The sequence below is a fragment of the Pseudomonas sp. 273 genome (assembly GCF_029201425.1).
Taxonomy (GTDB): Bacteria; Pseudomonadota; Gammaproteobacteria; order Pseudomonadales; family Pseudomonadaceae; genus Pseudomonas; species Pseudomonas delhiensis.
Genome location: NZ_CP116775.1, coordinates 5068561 through 5085893, shown reverse-complemented (window position 1 = coordinate 5085893; position 17333 = coordinate 5068561). Strand labels below are relative to the sequence as shown.

Below are 17333 nucleotides of genomic sequence, written 5' to 3'. Positions count from 1 at the left end.
CCTTCAGGAATCAGGCGGCTTTTGAAATGGCTTTGATCGTACAGAAGTTTGGAGGGACCTCCGTCGGCACCGTCGAGCGTATCGAGCAGGTGGCCGAGAAGGTGAAGAAATTCCGCGAGGCGGGGCATGACATCGTGGTGGTGGTCTCCGCCATGAGCGGCGAGACCAACCGCCTGATCGGCCTGGCCAAGCAGGTCATGGAGCAGCCGGTTCCGCGCGAGCTGGACGTCATGGTCTCCACCGGCGAGCAGGTCACCATCGCCCTGCTGAGCATGGCCCTGATCAAGCGCGGTGTGTCGGCGGTTTCCTACACCGGCAACCAGGTGCGCATCCTGACCGACAGCGCCCACACCAAGGCGCGTATCCTGAGCATCGACGACGCCAACATCCGCAGCGACCTCAAGGCCGGCCGCGTGGTCGTGGTCGCCGGTTTCCAGGGCGTGGACGAGCACGGCAACATCACCACCCTCGGCCGCGGCGGCTCCGACACCACCGGCGTGGCCCTGGCCGCGGCGCTGAAGGCCGACGAGTGCCAGATCTATACCGACGTCGATGGCGTCTACACCACCGACCCGCGCGTAGTGCCGCAGGCCCGCCGACTGGACAAGATCACCTTCGAGGAAATGCTGGAAATGGCCAGCCTGGGCTCCAAGGTGCTGCAGATCCGCTCGGTGGAGTTCGCCGGCAAGTACAATGTTCCGCTGCGCGTGCTGCACAGCTTCCAGGAGGGTCCGGGCACCCTCATTACCCTTGATGAAGAGGAATCCATGGAACAGCCGATCATCTCCGGCATCGCCTTCAACCGCGACGAAGCCAAGCTGACCATCCGTGGCGTACCGGATACCCCCGGGGTGGCCTTCAAGATCCTCGGGCCGATCAGTGCCGCGAACATCGAAGTCGACATGATCGTGCAGAACGTCTCGCACGATAACACCACCGACTTCACCTTCACCGTGCACCGCAACGACTACCTGGCGGCCCTGGAGATCCTCAAGCAGACCGCCGCCAACATCGGCGCGCGCGAAGCCACCGGCGACACCAACATCGCCAAGGTCTCCATCGTCGGCGTCGGCATGCGTTCCCACGCCGGCGTCGCCAGCCGCATGTTCGAGGCGCTGGCCAAGGAGAGCATCAACATCCAGATGATCTCCACCTCGGAAATCAAGGTGTCGGTGGTCATCGAGGAAAAATACCTGGAGCTCGCGGTACGTGCCCTGCACACCGCCTTCGAGCTCGATGCCCCGGCCCGCCAGGGCGAGTAAGACGGCATCATGCAAAAGGCGCGGCTCATCCCGCGCCTTTTGTCGTTTTTGACCGGGCCACCGGAACTTTCATTCCGCGTGGACTGGTCAATACTTGGGTGAAGGAGCACACACTTGATATTCAGTGGCTCTGCCGCCATTTTTCTTTTTTGCAGACTGCTTATCCGAAACACGAAAGGAGAAAGGAATGCTGATTCTGACTCGCCGGGTCGGAGAGACCCTGATGGTTGGTGATGACGTCACTGTGACCGTGCTGGGCGTCAAGGGAAATCAGGTGCGCATTGGCGTGAATGCGCCGAAGGAAGTCGCTGTCCACCGCGAAGAGATCTACCAGCGCATCCAGAAAGAGAAAGACCAAGAACCAAACCATTAATTTTTCTAAAAAAATTCTTTGCAAACGGGGAAAACATGGATATCATGCGCCCCGTGTTGCGGAGAGGTGGCCGAGTGGCCGAAGGCGCTCCCCTGCTAAGGGAGTACACCTCAAAAGGGTGTCGGGGGTTCGAATCCCCCCCTCTCCGCCATTTGCACATTCTGGTGCGAATGACGCGTCAGGTAGCTAAGCTACTGAAAAGATTGAAAAATCTGTTTGACACGTCTGAAAGTTAGGACTAGAATCTGCGCCCCATCAGCGCACTCATAGCTCAGCTGGATAGAGTACTCGGCTACGAACCGAGCGGTCGGAGGTTCGAATCCTCCTGAGTGCGCCACTACACAGGCGGTACGCGAAAGCGGACGCCAGCAGCGACGAAAGGCCTCGGCCTAAGCTGCTGCACCAGTTGGTGAACCTGGCTAAACTGCACCAACCAGCGCACTCATAGCTCAGCTGGATAGAGTACTCGGCTACGAACCGAGCGGTCGGAGGTTCGAATCCTCCTGAGTGCGCCATCTACCGAAAGGGCCTGCAGCAATGCAGGCCCTTTTTCTTTGCGCCTGAACTTTCAGGCCCCGGGCTCAGGCTCAGCGCCGCTGGCGCGCCTTCTTGCCCTGCACGCAGCCGAACTCGTCGAAGGTCACCGTGCGCCTGCCCTGGCCGGGCCTGGCGTCGTAGTGGTAGCGCTGCCGCTCGTCCAACTGGCTGACGCGGTCCGGGCGGCCGAAGGCGCTTTCCACGTCCGCGCGGGTCATGCCGGTTCGGATGCGCTTCTGCAGGATCGCGGTGCGCCTTTCCCGCTCGTCGAGCTGGTTGCCGCAGCCGTCCTCGCGTTCGCCGACCACCACCGTCCCGCCGCCACCCGGGGCCGCCTGCCGGCGCGCCGGGTCCTGGCGGGCGAGGGGCACCGGCTTGCCGCTGCCCGGCGTCGGGTTGTGCGCCCGCTGCCGGCTTTGCGCCTGGCCCGGCGGGCAGCCATGCTGGTGGAAGCCGACGCGGCCATCGGCGGCCTCGCAGCGGAACAGCGTGGCGGCAGGGCTGTCCATTGCCATGAGGGCGAGCAGCGGGAGCAGGCAGTGCAGGGGCGGCAGGCGCATTTCCGATCCTCCGTGACAGGGCTGCATGCAGCCTATCCCGCCTGGCCTTCGCGAAATTTCCGGGTGTCTCGACAGCTTTTTCCGGCGTCAGTGATAGCGAGTGAAGTCACCCTCAACTTTGTGCCGCAAGCGATTGTTCTAGCCGCTATTTTGTAACGCTGAACGCGCTGCGGAGTGTTATCATTTCCCCTATCTGCCCGACATGGGCGCGTGGGCACACCACCATGGACTTACCCAGTAGTTACCCAGAACCCCGATTGCCTCAACACGACCTGATGTTTTAAGCCCCCGTGCGCGCTCCGCCGCTGGGGGTGGAGCGTGCTATGACCGAAGTAGAAGCCAAGAAGCCGCAGGAAAGCCTGCAGGACCGCCTGAACCAGGTGGTCGAGCTGCTGAACAAGCACAAGCTGGTCGAAGACCTGGCGCACCGCCAGGAAGGCCAGCACCAGGACCTCGTCGAGAACCTGGTGCACCGGCAGAACCTCGCCGAGCTGCAGCGCAAGCTCGATGACCTGCACCCCGCCGACATCGCCCACATCCTCGAATCGCTGCCGCTGGGCGACCGCCTGACGGTCTGGCAGCTGGTCAAGGCCGAGCGCGACGGCGACATCCTCCTGGAAGTATCCGACGCCGTCCGCGAGACGCTGATCGCCGACATGGACGATCACGAGATCCTCGCCGCGGCCAAGGAAATGGACGCCGACGAACTCGCCGACCTCGCGCCGGAACTGCCGCGCGACGTGGTCCACGAGCTGATGGAAAGCCTCGATGCGCAGCAGCGCGAGCGCGTGCGCTCGGCGTTGTCCTACGAGGAAGACGAAGTCGGCGCGCTGATGGACTTCGAGATGGTCACCATCCGCGACGATGTCAGCCTGGAAGTGGTGCTGCGCTACCTGCGCCGCCTGAAGGAGCTGCCGGGGCATACCGACAAGCTCTTCGTGGTCGACTACGACGGCCTGCTCAAGGGCGTGCTGCCGATCAAGCGCCTGCTGGTCAACGACCCGGACAAGCAGGTGGCCGAGGTCATGGCCACCGACCCGGTGACCTTCCAGCCCGACGAGGACGGCTACGACGCCGCCCAGGCGTTCGAGCGCTACGACCTGATCTCCGCCCCGGTGGTGGACAAGAACGGCAAGCTGATCGGCCGCCTGACCATCGACGAGATGGTCGACCTCATCCGTGAGGAAAGCGAGACCGAAGTGCTGAACATGGCCGGTCTGCGCGAGGAGGAAGACATCTTCGCCTCGGTGTGGAAATCGGTGCGCAACCGCTGGACCTGGCTGGCCACCAACCTGATCACCGCCTTCGTCGCCTCGCGGGTGATCGGCCTGTTCGAAGGCTCCATCGAAAAACTGGTGGCGCTGGCCGCGCTGATGCCGATCGTCGCCGGCATCGGCGGCAACTCCGGCAACCAGACCATCACCATGATCGTCCGCGCCATGGCCCTGGACCAGATCCAGACCAGCAACGCCACGCGCCTGCTGCGCAAGGAACTGGGCGTGGCGCTGGTCAACGGCCTGGTCTGGGGCGGGGTGATAGGCGTCGTGGCCTTCTACCTCTACGGCAACTGGGAGCTGGGCCTGGTGATGACCGCGGCCATGACCCTCAACCTGTTGCTGGCGGCCTTCGCCGGGGTGATGATCCCCATGACCCTGCTGCGCCTGGGCCGCGACCCGGCCATGGGCTCCAGCGTGATGATCACCGCCATGACCGACAGCGGCGGCTTCTTCATCTTCCTCGGCCTTGCCACGCTGTTCCTGATGTAGGCCCGCCGTGGCCGTGAGAAACCGCCTTCGGGCGGTTTTTGCGTTTCAGGGGCGCAGGTTTCGCGGGCATGAAAAAGCCGGCGCGGGGCCGGCTTCTTCGGTACTGCTGGGCTCAGGCGTTGCTGGCCATTTCCGCATCGTGGGCGATCAGGGCGATCAGCGCATTCTGCTGGCGGTGGGTCAGCTGGCGGAAGCGCTGCAGCAGCTCGCGCTCGTGCAGGCTCAGCTCGGGGCTGTCCAGGCGGATGCCGAGGTTGTCCTGCAGGGCGCCCTCTTGCAGCAGGCTCTGCTCCAGGCGGGCGATGATTTCCGAGTTCATGCTGCGGTGGTGATTGCGGGCGACCTCGGCGATACGCTCGCGCATGCCTTCGGGCAGACGGACGACGAACTTGTCGGCGGTGCGACTGGAGTAGCTTGGGGTTGCCTGTTTCAATGGGCGCATACATTAAACCTGTAAGTCAGGGAAACGGTGCCAAGGGGTCTGTGTTCGAGTCCCTATGACAGCGAAATCCGTTGGCCGTTCAGCGCAAGGGCAGTAATCAGGTGGCCGACCAATTACTTGACGTCAATTCTGCGACGTATTCTGCGTTGCATGGAGGCTAAATGCCAGCACCAATCGTCCGAAATGCGAGTCGATCTGCATACTTTCTTTCGATTGGCACGTGGCCCATGGGACCTATTGCCTCAGATTAGCTCAAGTCCCTGGCCCCCGGCTGCCATTGCGCCATCATCCGACCACCAGCACGGGCGATGGTTCACGGGGGCGCGGATGATGGCACAGCTGCGCCCGTTGCGCAGGGCCGGGGCGGCGACTTTCGTCCTTCCGCGCCGCCGCCGCGCGGGTATCATACGCAGCGTCCGCGCCCCGGGTGGCGCGGTGCAGAGACGAGCATGAGCGGCAAGTTGATCTATCTGATGGGCCCCTCGGGCTCGGGCAAGGACAGCCTGCTCCAGGCCGCGGCGGCGCCGCTGGCCGGGCGGGGCGGGCACGTGGTGCGGCGGGTGATCACCCGTTCCGCCGAGGCCCGCGGCGAGGACGCCGAAGCGGTGACCCCCGAAGTCTTCGAGCACCTGGAGCGCAATGGCGCCTTCGCCATGAGCTGGCGGGCCAACGGCCTGTGCTATGGCATCCCGCGGCAGATCGACGACTGGCTGGCCCGCGGCCACGTGGTGCTGGTCAACGGTTCGCGCGGGCACCTGGAGCAGGCGCGGCGTCGCTACCCCGGCCTGCTCGCGGTGCTGCTGCAGGTCGCCCCCGAGGTGCTGCGCCAGCGCCTGGTCGCCCGCGGGCGGGAAACGCCGGCGCAGATCGAGGCGCGCCTGGCGCGCAATGCCGCCTTCGCCGCGGGCCTGGCGCCGCCGCTGCGGGTGCTGGACAACTCCAGCAGCCTGGACACCTGCGTGCGTGGCCTGCTGGCGCTGGTGGACGAAGCCGCGGTCAGTGCAGCGGCAACGCCAGGCTGACGCCGTGGGCGGCGAAGCCCATGGCGGCGTAGAAGCGGTGCGCGGCTTCGCGATCCAGGTGGCTGGACAGCGCCAGCTTGTAGCAACCCCACTCACGGGCCCGCTGCGCGGCCCTGCCGATCAGCGCCTGGCCGATGCCCTGGCCGCGGGCGCGGCTGTCCACCACCATGTCTTCCAGGACCGCGGAGCGGGCGAAGCCGTGGGCGAGGTGCTCGATCAGGTTGAGGGTGCAGGTGCCCAGCAGGCGCCCCTCGCGCTCGGCGACCAGGACCACGCGCCTGGGCTCCGGCGTTTCCAGGCGCAGGGCGAGCAGGGCGACGTCCGGCGCCGGCTCGTCCGCGTCGAGCTGCTGCAGCAAGGGCGCCAGGGCGGCGGCATCGGCGGCGCTGGCGACGCGCACCTCGAAGGTGGCGAAGGGCGAATCGGGGATCAGGGTGTGGACATTGTGCTGCTCGCTCATGCGGGCCTCCGCTGCTGGTGTGAAATCCACGCCGTGGCATGACAAATGCCTCGACGCTGGTTAACATGCCCACCCGGTCCCGGCGGCAGCCGCGGACCCAGGCGTGTCCCCATAGTTCAAGGGATAGAATAAGCCCCTCCTAAGGGCTAGATACTGGTTCGAATCCAGTTGGGGACGCCACCCCTTCCCGGAGCAGCCCGAGCGATGCTGAGCGCCGAACTCAAGGCCTTCTACATGGTGGCGCGCCTGGGCAGCATCACCCAGGCGGCGAAGAAGCTCGGCCTCAGCCAGCCGACGGTGACCACGCAGATCCGCAGCCTGGAAGGCCAGTACGCCGTAGAGCTGTTCTACCGCGGCGGCCGCCGCCTGACCCTCACCGACGAAGGCGCGCGCCTGCTGCCCATGGTCCAGGCGCTGCTGCAGCAGGAAGCGGACATCGAGTTCTTCCTGCGCAACTGCGGGCAGATGCAGGGCAGCCTGCGCATCGGCGCCACCTCTCCCTACTACGTGCTCGGGCTGATCAAGGCCTTCCGCGAGCGCTACCCGCAGATCGAGGTGTCGGTGGAAATCGGCAACTCGCAGCAGGTGCTGGAGGCCCTCTGTGAATGCCGGGTAGACCTGGCGGCCTCGTCGCAGCCGGTGGAGGACGCGCGGCTGATCCACCTGGTGCTCGGCCGCGACCCGCTGGTGCTGGCGGTGCACCGCAGCCACCCGCTGGCGGCGCAGCGCGCGGTGGCCCTGGGCGAGCTGCGCAACCACTGCCTGCTGATGCGCGAGGCCGGCTCGACCACCCGCGAGCTGACCGAGAAGCTGTTGCGCGAAGCCGGCGTGGCGCCGGCCTCTATGCTGGAGATCGGCAGCCGCGAGTCGATCCGCGAGGCGGTGATCCGCAACCTCGGGGTGAGCATCATCGCCCGCCAGGAAGTACCCGATAACCCCGAGCTGCGCGTGCTGGAGCTGCAGGGCGCACCGCTGATCGACGAGTACCTGTTCTGCCTGAAGGAACGCCGCCAGGCGCGCCTGACCAGTGCTTTCCTGGCCCTGGCGCGGGAGTTCGCCGAAGGGGTGGCGCCCATCTCGTAGGGCTCCGCCCGCGATGCCATGCGCGCCGGCCTTGCCGGCGCAATCGCGGATGAATCCGCTCCTACGACCGTGCTTCCTGGAACCGTAGGAGCGGACTCTGTCCGCGATTGGCTTTCAGGATGACGCCGGATTTCCCGGCAGCTCCGGACGGCTCCCTCTCCCGCTTGCGGGAGAGGGCTGGGGAGAGGGAGCGGAACCACGCCCGGCACCGATGTGCCGGCCAACGGCGGATAACCGCGAACGGTTATTCGCCCCACGAAAAGCCCCTCGGCATCGCAAATCTGCCTATACCGCTATCGGTACAGTTGTGCCCACCGCAACAGAGCCTTCGCATTCCTTCCCTAGCATGGCCCTCCATCGAGCCCCGCGGTCTTTCGCCGCGGGCCAGCTGCAAGAGGTTCCGCCATGCACGATTCCCTTCCCACCGGCACGCCACTGCAGGTGCGCGACATGCACAAGCGCTTCGGCCAGTTCGCCGCCCTCGATGGCGTGTCGCTGGACGTCAAGGGCGGCGAGCTGGTCTGCCTGCTCGGTCCGTCCGGCTGCGGCAAGACCACGCTGCTGCGCTGCATCGCCGGCCTGGAGCGCCAGGACGGCGGCGCCATCCACATCGGCGCGCGCGACGTCTCGCGCCTGCCGCCCCAGGCCCGCGACTACGGCATCCTGTTCCAGTCCTACGCGCTGTTCCCCAACCTCAGCGTCGAGCAGAACGTCGCCTACGGCCTGACCGGCGCCAGCCGCGAGGAAGCGCGCCGGCGCGTGGCCGAGATGCTCGAACTGGTGGGCCTGGCCGGCAGCGAGAAGAAGTACCCCGGCCAGCTCTCCGGCGGCCAGCAGCAGCGCGTGGCCATGGCCCGCGCGCTGGCCCCGGCGCCGTCGCTGCTGCTGCTCGACGAGCCCATGTCGGCGCTGGACGCCCGGGTGCGCGAGCACCTGTGCGGCGAGCTGCGCCAACTGCAGAAGAACCTGGGCATCACCACCCTGATGGTCACCCACAACCAGGACGAGGCCATGCTGATGGCCGACCGCATCGCGGTGGTGAACCACGGCAAGGTCGAGCAGTACGGCAGCGCCCAGGAGATCTACGGCGCCCCGGCCACGCCCTTCGTCGCCGAGTTCGTCGGCCAGGGCAACTGGTTGCCCTTCGAACGTGGCGCCGATGGTTTGGCGCGGGTCGGCGGGCTGAGCCTGCGCCTGCACGGCGAGCGTGCCAATGCCACGCGTGGGCGGCTGTTCTGCCGCCCGGAGGCGATCGGCATCAACCCGATGGTGCACCAGGAGAACCTGTTCCGCGCCCAGGTCCGTGAGATCACCTTCCTCGGCAACCGCTGCCGCATGAGCTTCGAGCTGCGCGAGCTGCCCGGCCACGCGCTGCTGGCCGAGCTGGCCCCGGAGCAGATGCCGCGCCTGGGCAGTGCGGACATCTGGGTGTCGCTGCCGCCGCAGAGCCTGCAGGTGTTCGCCTGAGATGGATGCGGTGATGAAACTCGACCAGACCCTGGCCGCCGGCCGGGCCCGCGGCGACCTCGGCGACCGCCTGTTCATCCTCGGCGGCAAGCTGCTGCTGCTCGCCCTGCTGGCCCTGGCCGTGCTGCTGCCGCTGCTGGCGATCTTCTGGCGCGGCTTCAGCGGCGAGGCGGGGCAGGGCGGAGGCCTGGCGGCCATGGCCGAGCTGCTGGCCAGCGCCAACTTCCACTGGCTGCTGGGCAACAGCCTCAAGGTCTCGCTGAGCGTGGCGGCTATCGTGGTGCCGCTGGCCTACGGCTTCGCCTATGCGCTGCAACGCACCCTGATCCCGGCCAAGGGCCTGTGGCGCGGCATTTCCCTGCTGCCGCTGCTGGCGCCGTCGATGCTCCCGGGCATCGCGCTGATCTACCTGTTCGGCAACCAGGGCCTGCTGCGCGCCTGGGTGCCGGACAACATCTACGGCTACTGGGGCATCGTCCTCGGCGAGGCCATCTACACCTTCCCCCACGCGCTGATGATCCTGCTTTCGGCGCTGTCACTGGCCGACGCGCGGCTGTTCGACGCCGCCTCCAGCATGGGCGCCAGCCCCTGGAAGGCCTTCCGCAGCATCACCTGGCCGGCCTCGCGGCAGGGCGTGTTCGCCGCCTTCTGCCTGGTGTTCACCCTGACCATCACCGACTTCGGCGTGCCCGTGGTGGTGGGCGGCGACTACCAGGTGCTGGCCCTGGAGGCCTACAAGGCGGTGGTCGGCCAGCAGCAGTTCGGCCGTGGCGCGCAGATCGGCATGCTCCTGCTGTTGCCGGCGCTGTTCAGCTTCGCGGTGGACGCCTGGCTGCGCCGCCGCCAGGGCGACGCCATGAGCGGCCGCGCCCAGGTGTTCCAGCCCAAGCCCTCGCGCCGCCGCGACGGCGCCTACCTGGCGCTGGTGCTGCTGGTCAGCGCGGTGATCCTCGGCGTGCTGGGCATGGCCGTGTATTCCTCGCTGGTGAAGTTCTGGCCGTACAACCTGTCGCTGTCGCTGCGCCACTACGCCTTCGAGGAAACCGCCGGCGGCGGTTGGCTGGCCTACCGCAACAGCCTGACCCTGGCCACCTGCACCGCGCTGTTCGGCGGCCTGCTGATCTTCAGCGGCGCCTACCTGATCGAGAAGACCCGCGAGCAGGCCTGGCTGAACCAGCTGCTGCGCATGCTCAGCTTCGTGCCCATGGCGGTGCCGGGGTTGGTCCTGGGCCTGGGCTACGTGTTCTTCTTCAACCTGCCGGGCAACCCGCTGCACGTGTTCTACGGCAGCCTGACCCTGCTGGTGGTGTGCACCATCGCGCACTACCTGACCACCGCGCAGATGACCGCCACCACCGCGCTGCGCCAGCTCGACGGCGAGTTCGAGGCCGCCGCGCTGTCGCTGAAGATGCCGCTGTGGCGCCACTACCTGAAGGTGACCCTGCCGATCTGCCTGCCGGCGCTGCTGGACATCGTCCGCTACCTGTTCGTCTCGGCGATGACCACCGTCTCGGCGGCAATCTTCCTCTACAGCCCGGACAGCATCCTCGCCGCCGTGGCGGTGCTGAACATGGACGACGCCGGCAACGTCGGCGGCGCCGCCGCCATGTCCACGCAGATCCTGCTCACCTCTGCCGCCGCCTCGATCCTCCTGGCCCTGGCCTCGCGCGGCCTGCTGCGCCGGTCCCAGGCCTGGCGCCGGGGCGGGCACTGAATTCCCACGACCCACGTTGCACCTGACCGTCACCCCCGCGAACGCGGGGGCCCAATAAACAGAAGGAGCGCACCATGTTCAAACGCCTCGCCCTCGCCGCCGCCGTACTGGCCGGCATCAGCCTGCACGCCAGCGCCGCCACCGAACTGACCGTCTACACCGCGCTGGAGCCGGAACAGCTGAAGGCCTACAAGGAAGCCTTCGAGAAGCAGAACCCGGACGTCGAGATCAAGTGGGTGCGCGACTCCACCGGCATCGTCACCGCCAAGCTGCTGGCCGAGAAGGACCGCCCGCAGGCCGACGTGGTCTGGGGCCTGGCCGCCTCCAGCCTGGCCATCCTCGACCAGCAGGGCATGCTCGAGCAGTACGCGCCCAAGGACCTGGCGGCGATCGGCAAGAACTACCGCGACCCGGCCAACCCGCCGGCCTGGGTGGGCATGGACGTGTGGGCCGCGACCATCTGCTTCAACAGCGTGGAGGCCGAGAAGCAGGGCCTGTCGAAGCCCATCAGTTGGCAGGACCTGACCAAGCCCGAGTACAAGGGCAAGATCGTCATGCCCAACCCGGCGTCCTCCGGCACCGGTTTCCTCGACGTTTCCGCCTGGCTGCAGACCTTTGGCGAGAAGCAGGGCTGGGCCTACATGGACCAACTGCACGAGAACATCGGCCAGTACGTCCACTCCGGTTCCAAGCCGTGCAAGCTGGCCGCCGCCGGCGAGTTCCCCATCGGCATCTCCTTCGAGTACCCGGCCGTGCAGCTCAAGCGCCAGGGCGCGCCGCTGGACATCGTCCTGCCCAAGGAAGGCCTGGGCTGGGAGATCGAGGCCACCGGCATCGTCAAGGGCACCCAGCACCTGGACGCGGCGAAGAAGCTTGCCGACTTCTCCGCCAGCCCCGCCGCCATGGAGCTGTACAAGGAAAACTTCGCCGTGCTGGCCCAGCCGGGCATCGCCAAGCCGCAGACCGAGCTGCCGGCGGACTACGAGCAGCGCCTGATCAAGAACGACTTCGCCTGGGCCTCGAAGAACCGCGACGCCATCCTGGCCGAATGGCGCAAACGCTATGACGGCAAGTCGGAGAAGGTGGCGCAGCAGTAAGCGCGAGGCAGAGGAGAGCCCCTCTCCCCAACCCTCTCCCTGAAGGGAGAGGGTTGGGGAGAGGGGCTCTTCGATCCCAGGAACACACCCATGCACAACCACCACACCGACATCGCCATCATCGGCGCCGGCATCCTCGGCCTGTCCCATGCCTACGCCGCCGCCCGCCGTGGCCTGCGCGTACGCGTGTTCGAACGCACCGCCACGCCGCTCGGCGCCTCCATCCGCAACTTCGGCCAGGCCCTGGTCGGCGGCCAGCCGCCGGGCGTCATGCTCGACCTGGCCCGTGCCAGCCGCCCGCTGTGGGCCGAGTGGGCAGAGCGCGCCGGCTTCGCCATCCGCCGCAACGGCTCGCTGCTGTTCGCCCGCACCGAGGCCGAGGAAGCGCTGCTGGAAGCCTTCTGCACCGGCCGCGCCAAGGAACACGGCTACCGCGCCGAACTGCTCCGCGGCAAGGCCCTGGACGACCTCTACGACGGCGCGTTCAGCCAGCACCGCGCGGCCCTGCACAGCCTCGACGACCAGCAGCTGTACTCCCGTGAGGCGCTGCCGACGTTGATCGACTGGCTGCGCCGCGAGCTGAAGGTGGAGTTCCATTTCTCCACCCTGGTCCGCGACATCGAGCCGGGCCTGCTGCGCACCACCGCCGGCGAGTTCCGCGCCGGGCAGATCCTGGTCTGCTCCGGGCACGACTACCAGACCCTCCTGGCCGATCAGTTGGCCGCGCTGAAGCCGCAGGTCTGCCGCCTGCAGATGCTGCGCGCCCGCCCCGAGCGCGACCTGGGCCTGGGCCACGCGCTGCTCACCGGGTTGAGCTGCGTGCACTACGGCGCCTTCGCCGACCTGCCGGAGGCCGAGGCCATCCATCGGCAGATCCGCCGCGAGGCACCGGCGCTGGAGACCTATGGCATCCACCTGTTGATCAGCCCGACGCCCCATGGCGAGCTGATCATCGGCGATTCCCACGACTACGGCAGCGATGCCGCACCCTTCAACGCCGAGGCGGTGGACCGCCTGCTGCTCGACCTGGCCGAGGACACCCTGGGCATGCGCGTCGAGGTGGTCGAGCGCTGGCAGGGCGTGTACGGCGCACGCGGCCCGGCGCCGTTCTCGGTGCTGCAGGTGGAAGCGGGAATCAGCGCGGTGCTGATGCACACCGGCGTGGGCATGAGCGTGGGGCCGGCGCTGGGCGAGCGGACCATCGCCGGGCTGTTCGGCTGAGGCGCCCGTCATCGCCCTGTAACCGGACCGTCACGCTGGCCTGCTAAGCAGGAAGGTCGCCGGCCCGGCCCAGGGCTATACCACCTTCAGCGAGCGCGCATGAACCAACGTTTCACCCAGGACCCCTGGGATTCCGACCTGTTCGGGCTGCTCTACGGCTTCCGCTTCCACCCCGGGCAGCGCGGCCAGGAACTGGATTCCAGCGCCGCCCTGCGCTGGCTGGAGGCGCCGGGTGAGGGCGAGGACTTCGTCTGGCTGCACCTGAACCTGGCCCACGCCGCCTGCGAGCGCTGGATGAAGGGCCACCTGGAGCTGCCCGAGACCTTCTTCGAGACCTTGCGCGAAGGCTCGCGCTCCACGCGCATCGAGCATGTCGACGCGGCTCTGCTGGCGGTGGTCAACGACGTGGTGTTCAACTTCGGCAGCGTGTCCTCGGACGTGGCCACCCTGTGGGTCTGCGCGCGCCGCCGCCTGCTGGTCACCGCGCGCATGCAGCCGCTGCGCTCGGTGGACCGCCTGCGTTCCTCGGTCAAGCATGGCGAGTGCTTCCGCTCGCCGCTGGAGCTGCTGGTGCACCTGCTGCGCGACCAGGGCGACATCCTTACCCAGATCGTCCGCGAGACCACCGTGGGCGTGGACCGCATCGAGGACCGCCTGCTGTCGCAGAACCTCTCCGACAACCGCGCCGACCTGGGCGCCATGCGCCGCGTGCTGGTGCGCCTGCAACGCCTGCTGGCGCTGGAGCCGGGCTCGCTGCTGCGGTTGCTCAACCGCCCGCCGGACTGGCTGCAGGAGGCCGACGTGCGCGACCTGCGCGAGGCCACCGAGGAATTCTCCCTGGTGATCAGCGACCTCACTTCCCTGGGCGAGCGCATCAAGTTGCTGCAGGAAGAGATAGCCGCGCAGCTCAACGAACAGAGCAACCGTACCCTGTTCACCCTGACGGTGGTCACGGTGCTGGCGCTGCCGATCAACATAGTCGCCGGCTTCTTCGGCATGAACGTCGGCGGCATTCCCCTGGCGGAGAACCCCCACGGCTTCTGGCTGCTGGTGATGCTGGTGGCCAGCTTCACCCTGCTGGCCTGGCGCTGGGCCTTCCGCAAGCGCAACGACGGTTGAGCTGTCACGCGGCTGACACCGGCGCGACATAGGCTGGCGCGACACGCATCCCGCCAGCGAGGTCCCGGCCATGCCACTGAGCAACGACAACCTGATCCGCCGCATCCACCGCGAGCTGCTCGACCACAGCGACGAGGAGCTGGAGCTGGAACTGCTGGAGGACGTGCACAACCTCGACGAGCTGTTCGACGATCACATTCCCGATGGCGACGAGGAAAAGATCGCCCGCCGCCGCTACTTCAGCGAGCTGTTCCGCCTGCAGGGCGAACTGGTGAAGCTGCAGAGCTGGGTGGTGAAGACCGGGCACAAGCTGGTGATCCTCTTCGAGGGGCGCGACGCAGCGGGCAAGGGCGGGGTGATCAAGCGCATCACCCAGCGCCTCAACCCGCGGGTGTGCCGGGTGGCCGCGCTGCCGGCGCCGAACGACCGCGAGCGCACCCAGTGGTACTTCCAGCGCTACGTCTCGCACCTGCCGGCGGCGGGGGAGATCGTGCTGTTCGACCGCAGCTGGTACAACCGCGCCGGCGTCGAACGGGTGATGGGCTTCTGCAACGACGAGCAGTACGAGGAATTCTTCCGCAGCGTGCCGGAGTTCGAGCGCATGCTGGCGCGCTCGGGCATCCAGCTGATCAAGTACTGGTTCTCGATCACCGACGAGGAACAGCACATGCGCTTCTTGAGCCGCATCCACGACCCGCTCAAGCAGTGGAAGCTCAGCCCCATGGACCTGGAGTCGCGGCGGCGCTGGGAGGCCTACACCAAGGCCAAGGAAATCATGATCGAGCGCACCCACATCGCCGAGGCACCCTGGTGGGTGGTGCAGGCCGACGACAAGAAGCGCGCGCGGCTGAACTGCATCCACCACCTGCTGGGCCAGGTGCCCTACGAGGAGGTGGCGCACCTGCACGTCGAGCTGCCGATGCGCCAGCGCCATGCCGACTACGTGCGGATTCCGACGCCGGGGGAGATGGTGGTGCCTGAGCGGTATTGAGTCCGCGCCAAGGGCCGGGCGCGGCGTAGGGCGAATAACGCCCCAGGCGTTATCCGCCGTTTGACCTTGGTTACCGGCCCGCTCGGTTCCGGGCTTGGCGCTGGTCACGCATTTCCCCGGCTCGACCGAGGCAGGGTCGATGAGCAAGGTGAGGCGGCGTATAACCGCGAACGGTTATACGCCCTACACCAGGGCGACCTTTGCGCGGGGTCGCCGCTTGGCCTGGCTTGCCGGGCGCTCGTGGCTCGCCAGACATAAATTGTCACACTTGCCCGTCATGCTGGCGCGGTCATCCCCCGCAACCGGATTTTCCCGCATGACTAGCGAAACCCTGGCCAGCGCCGCCGTCGTCGAAGGCCGCCCGCACCTGGACGGCAAGCCCGGCCGCCTCACCGCCCTGGCGTTCTATGCGTTGCTGGCCGTCGGCCTGCTGTTCTCCGCCTGGAGCCTGGTCCACGACGTCGACGAGGTGGCCAGCGCGGTCACCACCTGGACGCCTTTCCTGCTGCTGGGCGTGGCCCTGCTGATCGCCCTCGGGTTCGAGTTCGTCAACGGCTTCCACGACACCGCCAACGCCGTGGCCACCGTCATCTATACCCATTCGCTGCCGCCGCACTTCGCGGTGGTCTGGTCCGGCTGCTTCAACTTCCTCGGCGTGCTGCTCTCCAGCGGCGCGGTGGCCTTCGGCATCATCGCCCTGCTGCCGGTGGAGCTGATCCTGCAAGTCGGCTCCTCTGCCGGCTTCGCCATGGTCTTCGCCCTGCTGATCGCCGCCATCCTGTGGAACCTCGGCACCTGGTGGCTGGGCCTGCCGGCGTCGTCCTCGCACACCCTGATCGGCTCGATCATCGGCGTCGGCGTGGCCAACGCGCTGATGCACGGGCGTGACGGCACCAGCGGCGTGGACTGGGCGCAGGCGAGCAAGGTCGGCTACTCGCTGCTGCTCTCGCCGCTGATCGGTTTCGTCTGCTCGGCGCTGTTGCTGCTGGCCCTGCGCCTGCTGGTGAAGAACCGTGCGCTATACAAGGCACCCAAGGCCAAGGCGCCGCCGCCGTGGTGGATCCGCGGCCTGCTGGTGCTGACCTGCACCGGGGTGTCCTTCGCCCACGGCTCCAACGACGGGCAGAAGGGCATGGGCCTGATAATGCTGATCCTGATCGGCACCGTACCCATGGCCTACGCGCTGAACCGCACCATCCCGGCCGACCAGACCACCGCCTTCGTGGTACTCGCCGAGGCCACCCAGCAGGGCCTGCTGCGCAGCACCCAGGCCACGGCGCCGGCCGACCCGCGCCCGGTGCTCTCGGAATACATCCGCAGCCATGAGCTGAAGCCGGCCCTGGTGCCCTCGCTGGCCGCGCTGACCGGCAGCATAGGCGCCGAGGTGAAGAACTACGGCAGCCTGGCCAAGGTGCCCGCCGAGGCCATGGCCAACGTGCGCAACGACATGTACCTGGCCTCCGAGACCATCCGCGTGATGGACAAGGACAAGGTCGGCGGCTTCGACGCCGACACCCAGGCGCGCCTGCAGGCGTTCAAGGGCAAGATCGACGACGCCACCCGCTTCATCCCGCTGTGGGTGAAGATCGCCGTGGCCATCGCCCTGGGCCTGGGCACCATGGTCGGCTGGAAGCGCATCGTGGTGACCGTCGGCGAGAAGATCGGCAAGAGCCACCTGACCTATGCCCAGGGCGCCTCGGCCGAGGTGGTGGCGATGCTCACCATCGGCGCGGCCGACATGTACGGCCTGCCGGTGTCCACCACCCACGTGCTGTCCTCCGGCGTGGCCGGCACCATGGCGGCCAACGGCTCGGGCCTGCAGATGCGCACCATCCGCAACCTGCTGATGGCCTGGGTGCTGACGCTGCCGGCGGCCATCGTGCTGTCCGCCTCGCTGTACTGGCTGTTCACCCGGTTGTTGTGACGGACCGCCCGTTTCGAAGCGCCGCCCCTCGGGGCGGCGTTTTCGTTCATGGGTGCGGTGTGTGGCGTAACCCGTAGGAGCGGGCCCTGCCCGCGATATCGCGCGCAGGGCGCGCTCCTACATGGGAATGGTGCGGGCGGGGCAGCCCCGTAGGATGGGTTGAGCGAAGCGATACCCATCACCTCCACTGTTCGCGATGGAGCTGCGGGGGAAACCAGAGGCGGTTCGCGAGCAAGCGCGCTCCTACAGGATGGGGCCGCGCTCTTCGTAGGAGCGAGCTTGCTCGCGAACAGAA

General features: G+C 67.4%; 15 protein-coding genes and 4 tRNA genes. 16 read left to right on the top strand and 3 right to left on the bottom strand.

What is annotated here, in order from left to right:
- Nucleotides 1-26: 26 nt before the first annotated feature.
- The 5 genes from PKO50_RS23140 to PKO50_RS23120 all read left to right on the top strand — a co-directional run bounded on the left by PKO50_RS23140 (nt 27) and on the right by PKO50_RS23120 (nt 2150).
- Complete coding sequence (locus PKO50_RS23140; protein ID WP_089391823.1) at nt 27-1262, top strand: aspartate kinase; 1236 nt, start codon at nt 27-29, stop codon at nt 1260-1262.
- A 187-nt stretch (nt 1263-1449) separates the two neighbouring features.
- On the top strand, nt 1450-1635 hold the full coding sequence (gene csrA, locus PKO50_RS23135; protein ID WP_003085981.1) for a carbon storage regulator CsrA: 186 nt from the start codon (nt 1450-1452) through the stop codon (nt 1633-1635).
- 60 nt (nt 1636-1695) lie between these two features.
- Nucleotides 1696-1786 (top strand) — tRNA-Ser (locus PKO50_RS23130).
- A gap of 109 nt (nt 1787-1895) precedes the next feature.
- Nucleotides 1896-1972, top strand: a tRNA-Arg gene (locus PKO50_RS23125).
- Nucleotides 1973-2073: 101 nt separating this feature from the next.
- Nucleotides 2074-2150 (top strand) — tRNA-Arg (locus tag PKO50_RS23120).
- A gap of 72 nt (nt 2151-2222) precedes the next feature.
- On the opposite strand, the gene bamE is transcribed toward PKO50_RS23120, so the two are convergent.
- The gene (gene bamE, locus PKO50_RS23115) at nt 2223-2732 is read right to left on the bottom strand and encodes an outer membrane protein assembly factor BamE (protein ID WP_275627338.1); all 510 of its coding nucleotides are present in this window, start codon (nt 2730-2732) and stop codon (nt 2223-2225) included.
- Between the two features lie 323 nt (nt 2733-3055).
- Here bamE and mgtE point away from each other — a divergent pair, with 323 nt between their 5' ends.
- Nucleotides 3056-4498 carry a magnesium transporter gene (gene mgtE / locus PKO50_RS23110; protein ID WP_109934136.1) on the top strand — a complete coding sequence of 481 codons (1443 nt, stop codon included), beginning with the start codon at nt 3056-3058 and terminating at the stop codon, nt 4496-4498.
- Between the two features lie 112 nt (nt 4499-4610).
- On the opposite strand, the gene amrZ is transcribed toward mgtE, so the two are convergent.
- Entirely contained in the window at nt 4611-4940 is a 330-nt protein-coding gene (amrZ, locus tag PKO50_RS23105; RefSeq protein ID WP_009620783.1) for a transcriptional regulator AmrZ, read from the bottom strand.
- A 449-nt stretch (nt 4941-5389) separates the two neighbouring features.
- Between amrZ and phnN the strand changes: the two genes are divergently transcribed.
- Complete coding sequence (gene phnN / locus PKO50_RS23100) at nt 5390-5962, top strand: phosphonate metabolism protein/1,5-bisphosphokinase (PRPP-forming) PhnN (protein ID WP_275627337.1); 573 nt, start codon at nt 5390-5392, stop codon at nt 5960-5962.
- On the opposite strand, the gene PKO50_RS23095 is transcribed toward phnN, so the two are convergent.
- The gene (locus tag PKO50_RS23095; RefSeq protein ID WP_109934138.1) at nt 5937-6422 is read right to left on the bottom strand and encodes a GNAT family N-acetyltransferase; all 486 of its coding nucleotides are present in this window, start codon (nt 6420-6422) and stop codon (nt 5937-5939) included. The genes phnN and PKO50_RS23095 overlap by 26 nt on opposite strands.
- 105 nt (nt 6423-6527) lie before the next feature.
- On the opposite strand from PKO50_RS23095, the gene PKO50_RS23090 reads away from it, so the two are divergent.
- The 9 genes from PKO50_RS23090 to PKO50_RS23050 all read left to right on the top strand — a co-directional run bounded on the left by PKO50_RS23090 (nt 6528) and on the right by PKO50_RS23050 (nt 17038).
- Nucleotides 6528-6602, top strand: a tRNA-Arg gene (locus PKO50_RS23090).
- A 24-nt stretch (nt 6603-6626) separates the two neighbouring features.
- Nucleotides 6627-7505, top strand: coding sequence for a LysR substrate-binding domain-containing protein (locus PKO50_RS23085; protein WP_275627336.1), 879 nt, complete (start codon nt 6627-6629; stop codon nt 7503-7505).
- Between the two features lie 405 nt (nt 7506-7910).
- Nucleotides 7911-8972 (top strand): putative 2-aminoethylphosphonate ABC transporter ATP-binding protein, encoded by a 1062-nt coding sequence (locus PKO50_RS23080; RefSeq protein ID WP_275627335.1) that lies wholly within the window; start codon nt 7911-7913, stop codon nt 8970-8972.
- A gap of 1 nt (nt 8973) precedes the next feature.
- Nucleotides 8974-10686: a putative 2-aminoethylphosphonate ABC transporter permease subunit gene (locus PKO50_RS23075; protein ID WP_275627334.1), complete on the top strand. Its 1713-nt coding sequence runs from the start codon at nt 8974-8976 to the stop codon at nt 10684-10686.
- A gap of 74 nt (nt 10687-10760) precedes the next feature.
- A complete protein-coding gene (locus PKO50_RS23070) occupies nt 10761-11783 on the top strand; it encodes a putative 2-aminoethylphosphonate ABC transporter substrate-binding protein (RefSeq protein WP_275627333.1) in 1023 nt (340 codons plus the stop codon).
- Between the two features lie 90 nt (nt 11784-11873).
- Complete coding sequence (locus PKO50_RS23065) at nt 11874-13004, top strand: TIGR03364 family FAD-dependent oxidoreductase (protein WP_275627332.1); 1131 nt, start codon at nt 11874-11876, stop codon at nt 13002-13004.
- A 99-nt stretch (nt 13005-13103) separates the two neighbouring features.
- On the top strand, nt 13104-14123 hold the full coding sequence (locus tag PKO50_RS23060; RefSeq protein WP_275627331.1) for a transporter: 1020 nt from the start codon (nt 13104-13106) through the stop codon (nt 14121-14123).
- A 70-nt stretch (nt 14124-14193) separates the two neighbouring features.
- Nucleotides 14194-15114 carry a polyphosphate kinase 2 gene (gene ppk2 / locus PKO50_RS23055; protein WP_275627330.1) on the top strand — a complete coding sequence of 307 codons (921 nt, stop codon included), beginning with the start codon at nt 14194-14196 and terminating at the stop codon, nt 15112-15114.
- A 316-nt stretch (nt 15115-15430) separates the two neighbouring features.
- Nucleotides 15431-17038, top strand: a complete 1608-nt coding sequence (locus PKO50_RS23050; RefSeq protein ID WP_275627329.1) for an inorganic phosphate transporter — start codon at nt 15431-15433, stop codon at nt 17036-17038.
- The last annotated feature ends 295 nt before the right edge of the window (nt 17039-17333 follow it).

Bases quoted from the DNA above. Each gene is read 5' to 3' on its own strand.
- PKO50_RS23095 (WP_109934138.1), bottom strand. From the start codon at position 6,422: ATGAGCGAGCAGCACAATGTCCACACCCTGATCCCCGATTCGCCCTTC.
- PKO50_RS23085 (WP_275627336.1), top strand. From the start codon at position 6,627: ATGCTGAGCGCCGAACTCAAGGCCTTCTACATGGTGGCGCGCCTGGGC.
- PKO50_RS23065 (WP_275627332.1), top strand. From the start codon at position 11,874: ATGCACAACCACCACACCGACATCGCCATCATCGGCGCCGGCATCCTC.
- PKO50_RS23070 (WP_275627333.1), top strand. From the start codon at position 10,761: ATGTTCAAACGCCTCGCCCTCGCCGCCGCCGTACTGGCCGGCATCAGC.
- PKO50_RS23060 (WP_275627331.1), top strand. From the start codon at position 13,104: ATGAACCAACGTTTCACCCAGGACCCCTGGGATTCCGACCTGTTCGGG.
- PKO50_RS23080 (WP_275627335.1), top strand. From the start codon at position 7,911: ATGCACGATTCCCTTCCCACCGGCACGCCACTGCAGGTGCGCGACATG.
- bamE (WP_275627338.1), bottom strand. From the start codon at position 2,732: ATGCGCCTGCCGCCCCTGCACTGCCTGCTCCCGCTGCTCGCCCTCATG.
- PKO50_RS23075 (WP_275627334.1), top strand. From the start codon at position 8,974: ATGGATGCGGTGATGAAACTCGACCAGACCCTGGCCGCCGGCCGGGCC.
- mgtE (WP_109934136.1), top strand. From the start codon at position 3,056: ATGACCGAAGTAGAAGCCAAGAAGCCGCAGGAAAGCCTGCAGGACCGC.
- PKO50_RS23140 (WP_089391823.1), top strand. From the start codon at position 27: ATGGCTTTGATCGTACAGAAGTTTGGAGGGACCTCCGTCGGCACCGTC.
- csrA (WP_003085981.1), top strand. From the start codon at position 1,450: ATGCTGATTCTGACTCGCCGGGTCGGAGAGACCCTGATGGTTGGTGAT.
- phnN (WP_275627337.1), top strand. From the start codon at position 5,390: ATGAGCGGCAAGTTGATCTATCTGATGGGCCCCTCGGGCTCGGGCAAG.
- ppk2 (WP_275627330.1), top strand. From the start codon at position 14,194: ATGCCACTGAGCAACGACAACCTGATCCGCCGCATCCACCGCGAGCTG.
- amrZ (WP_009620783.1), bottom strand. From the start codon at position 4,940: ATGCGCCCATTGAAACAGGCAACCCCAAGCTACTCCAGTCGCACCGCC.
- PKO50_RS23050 (WP_275627329.1), top strand. From the start codon at position 15,431: ATGACTAGCGAAACCCTGGCCAGCGCCGCCGTCGTCGAAGGCCGCCCG.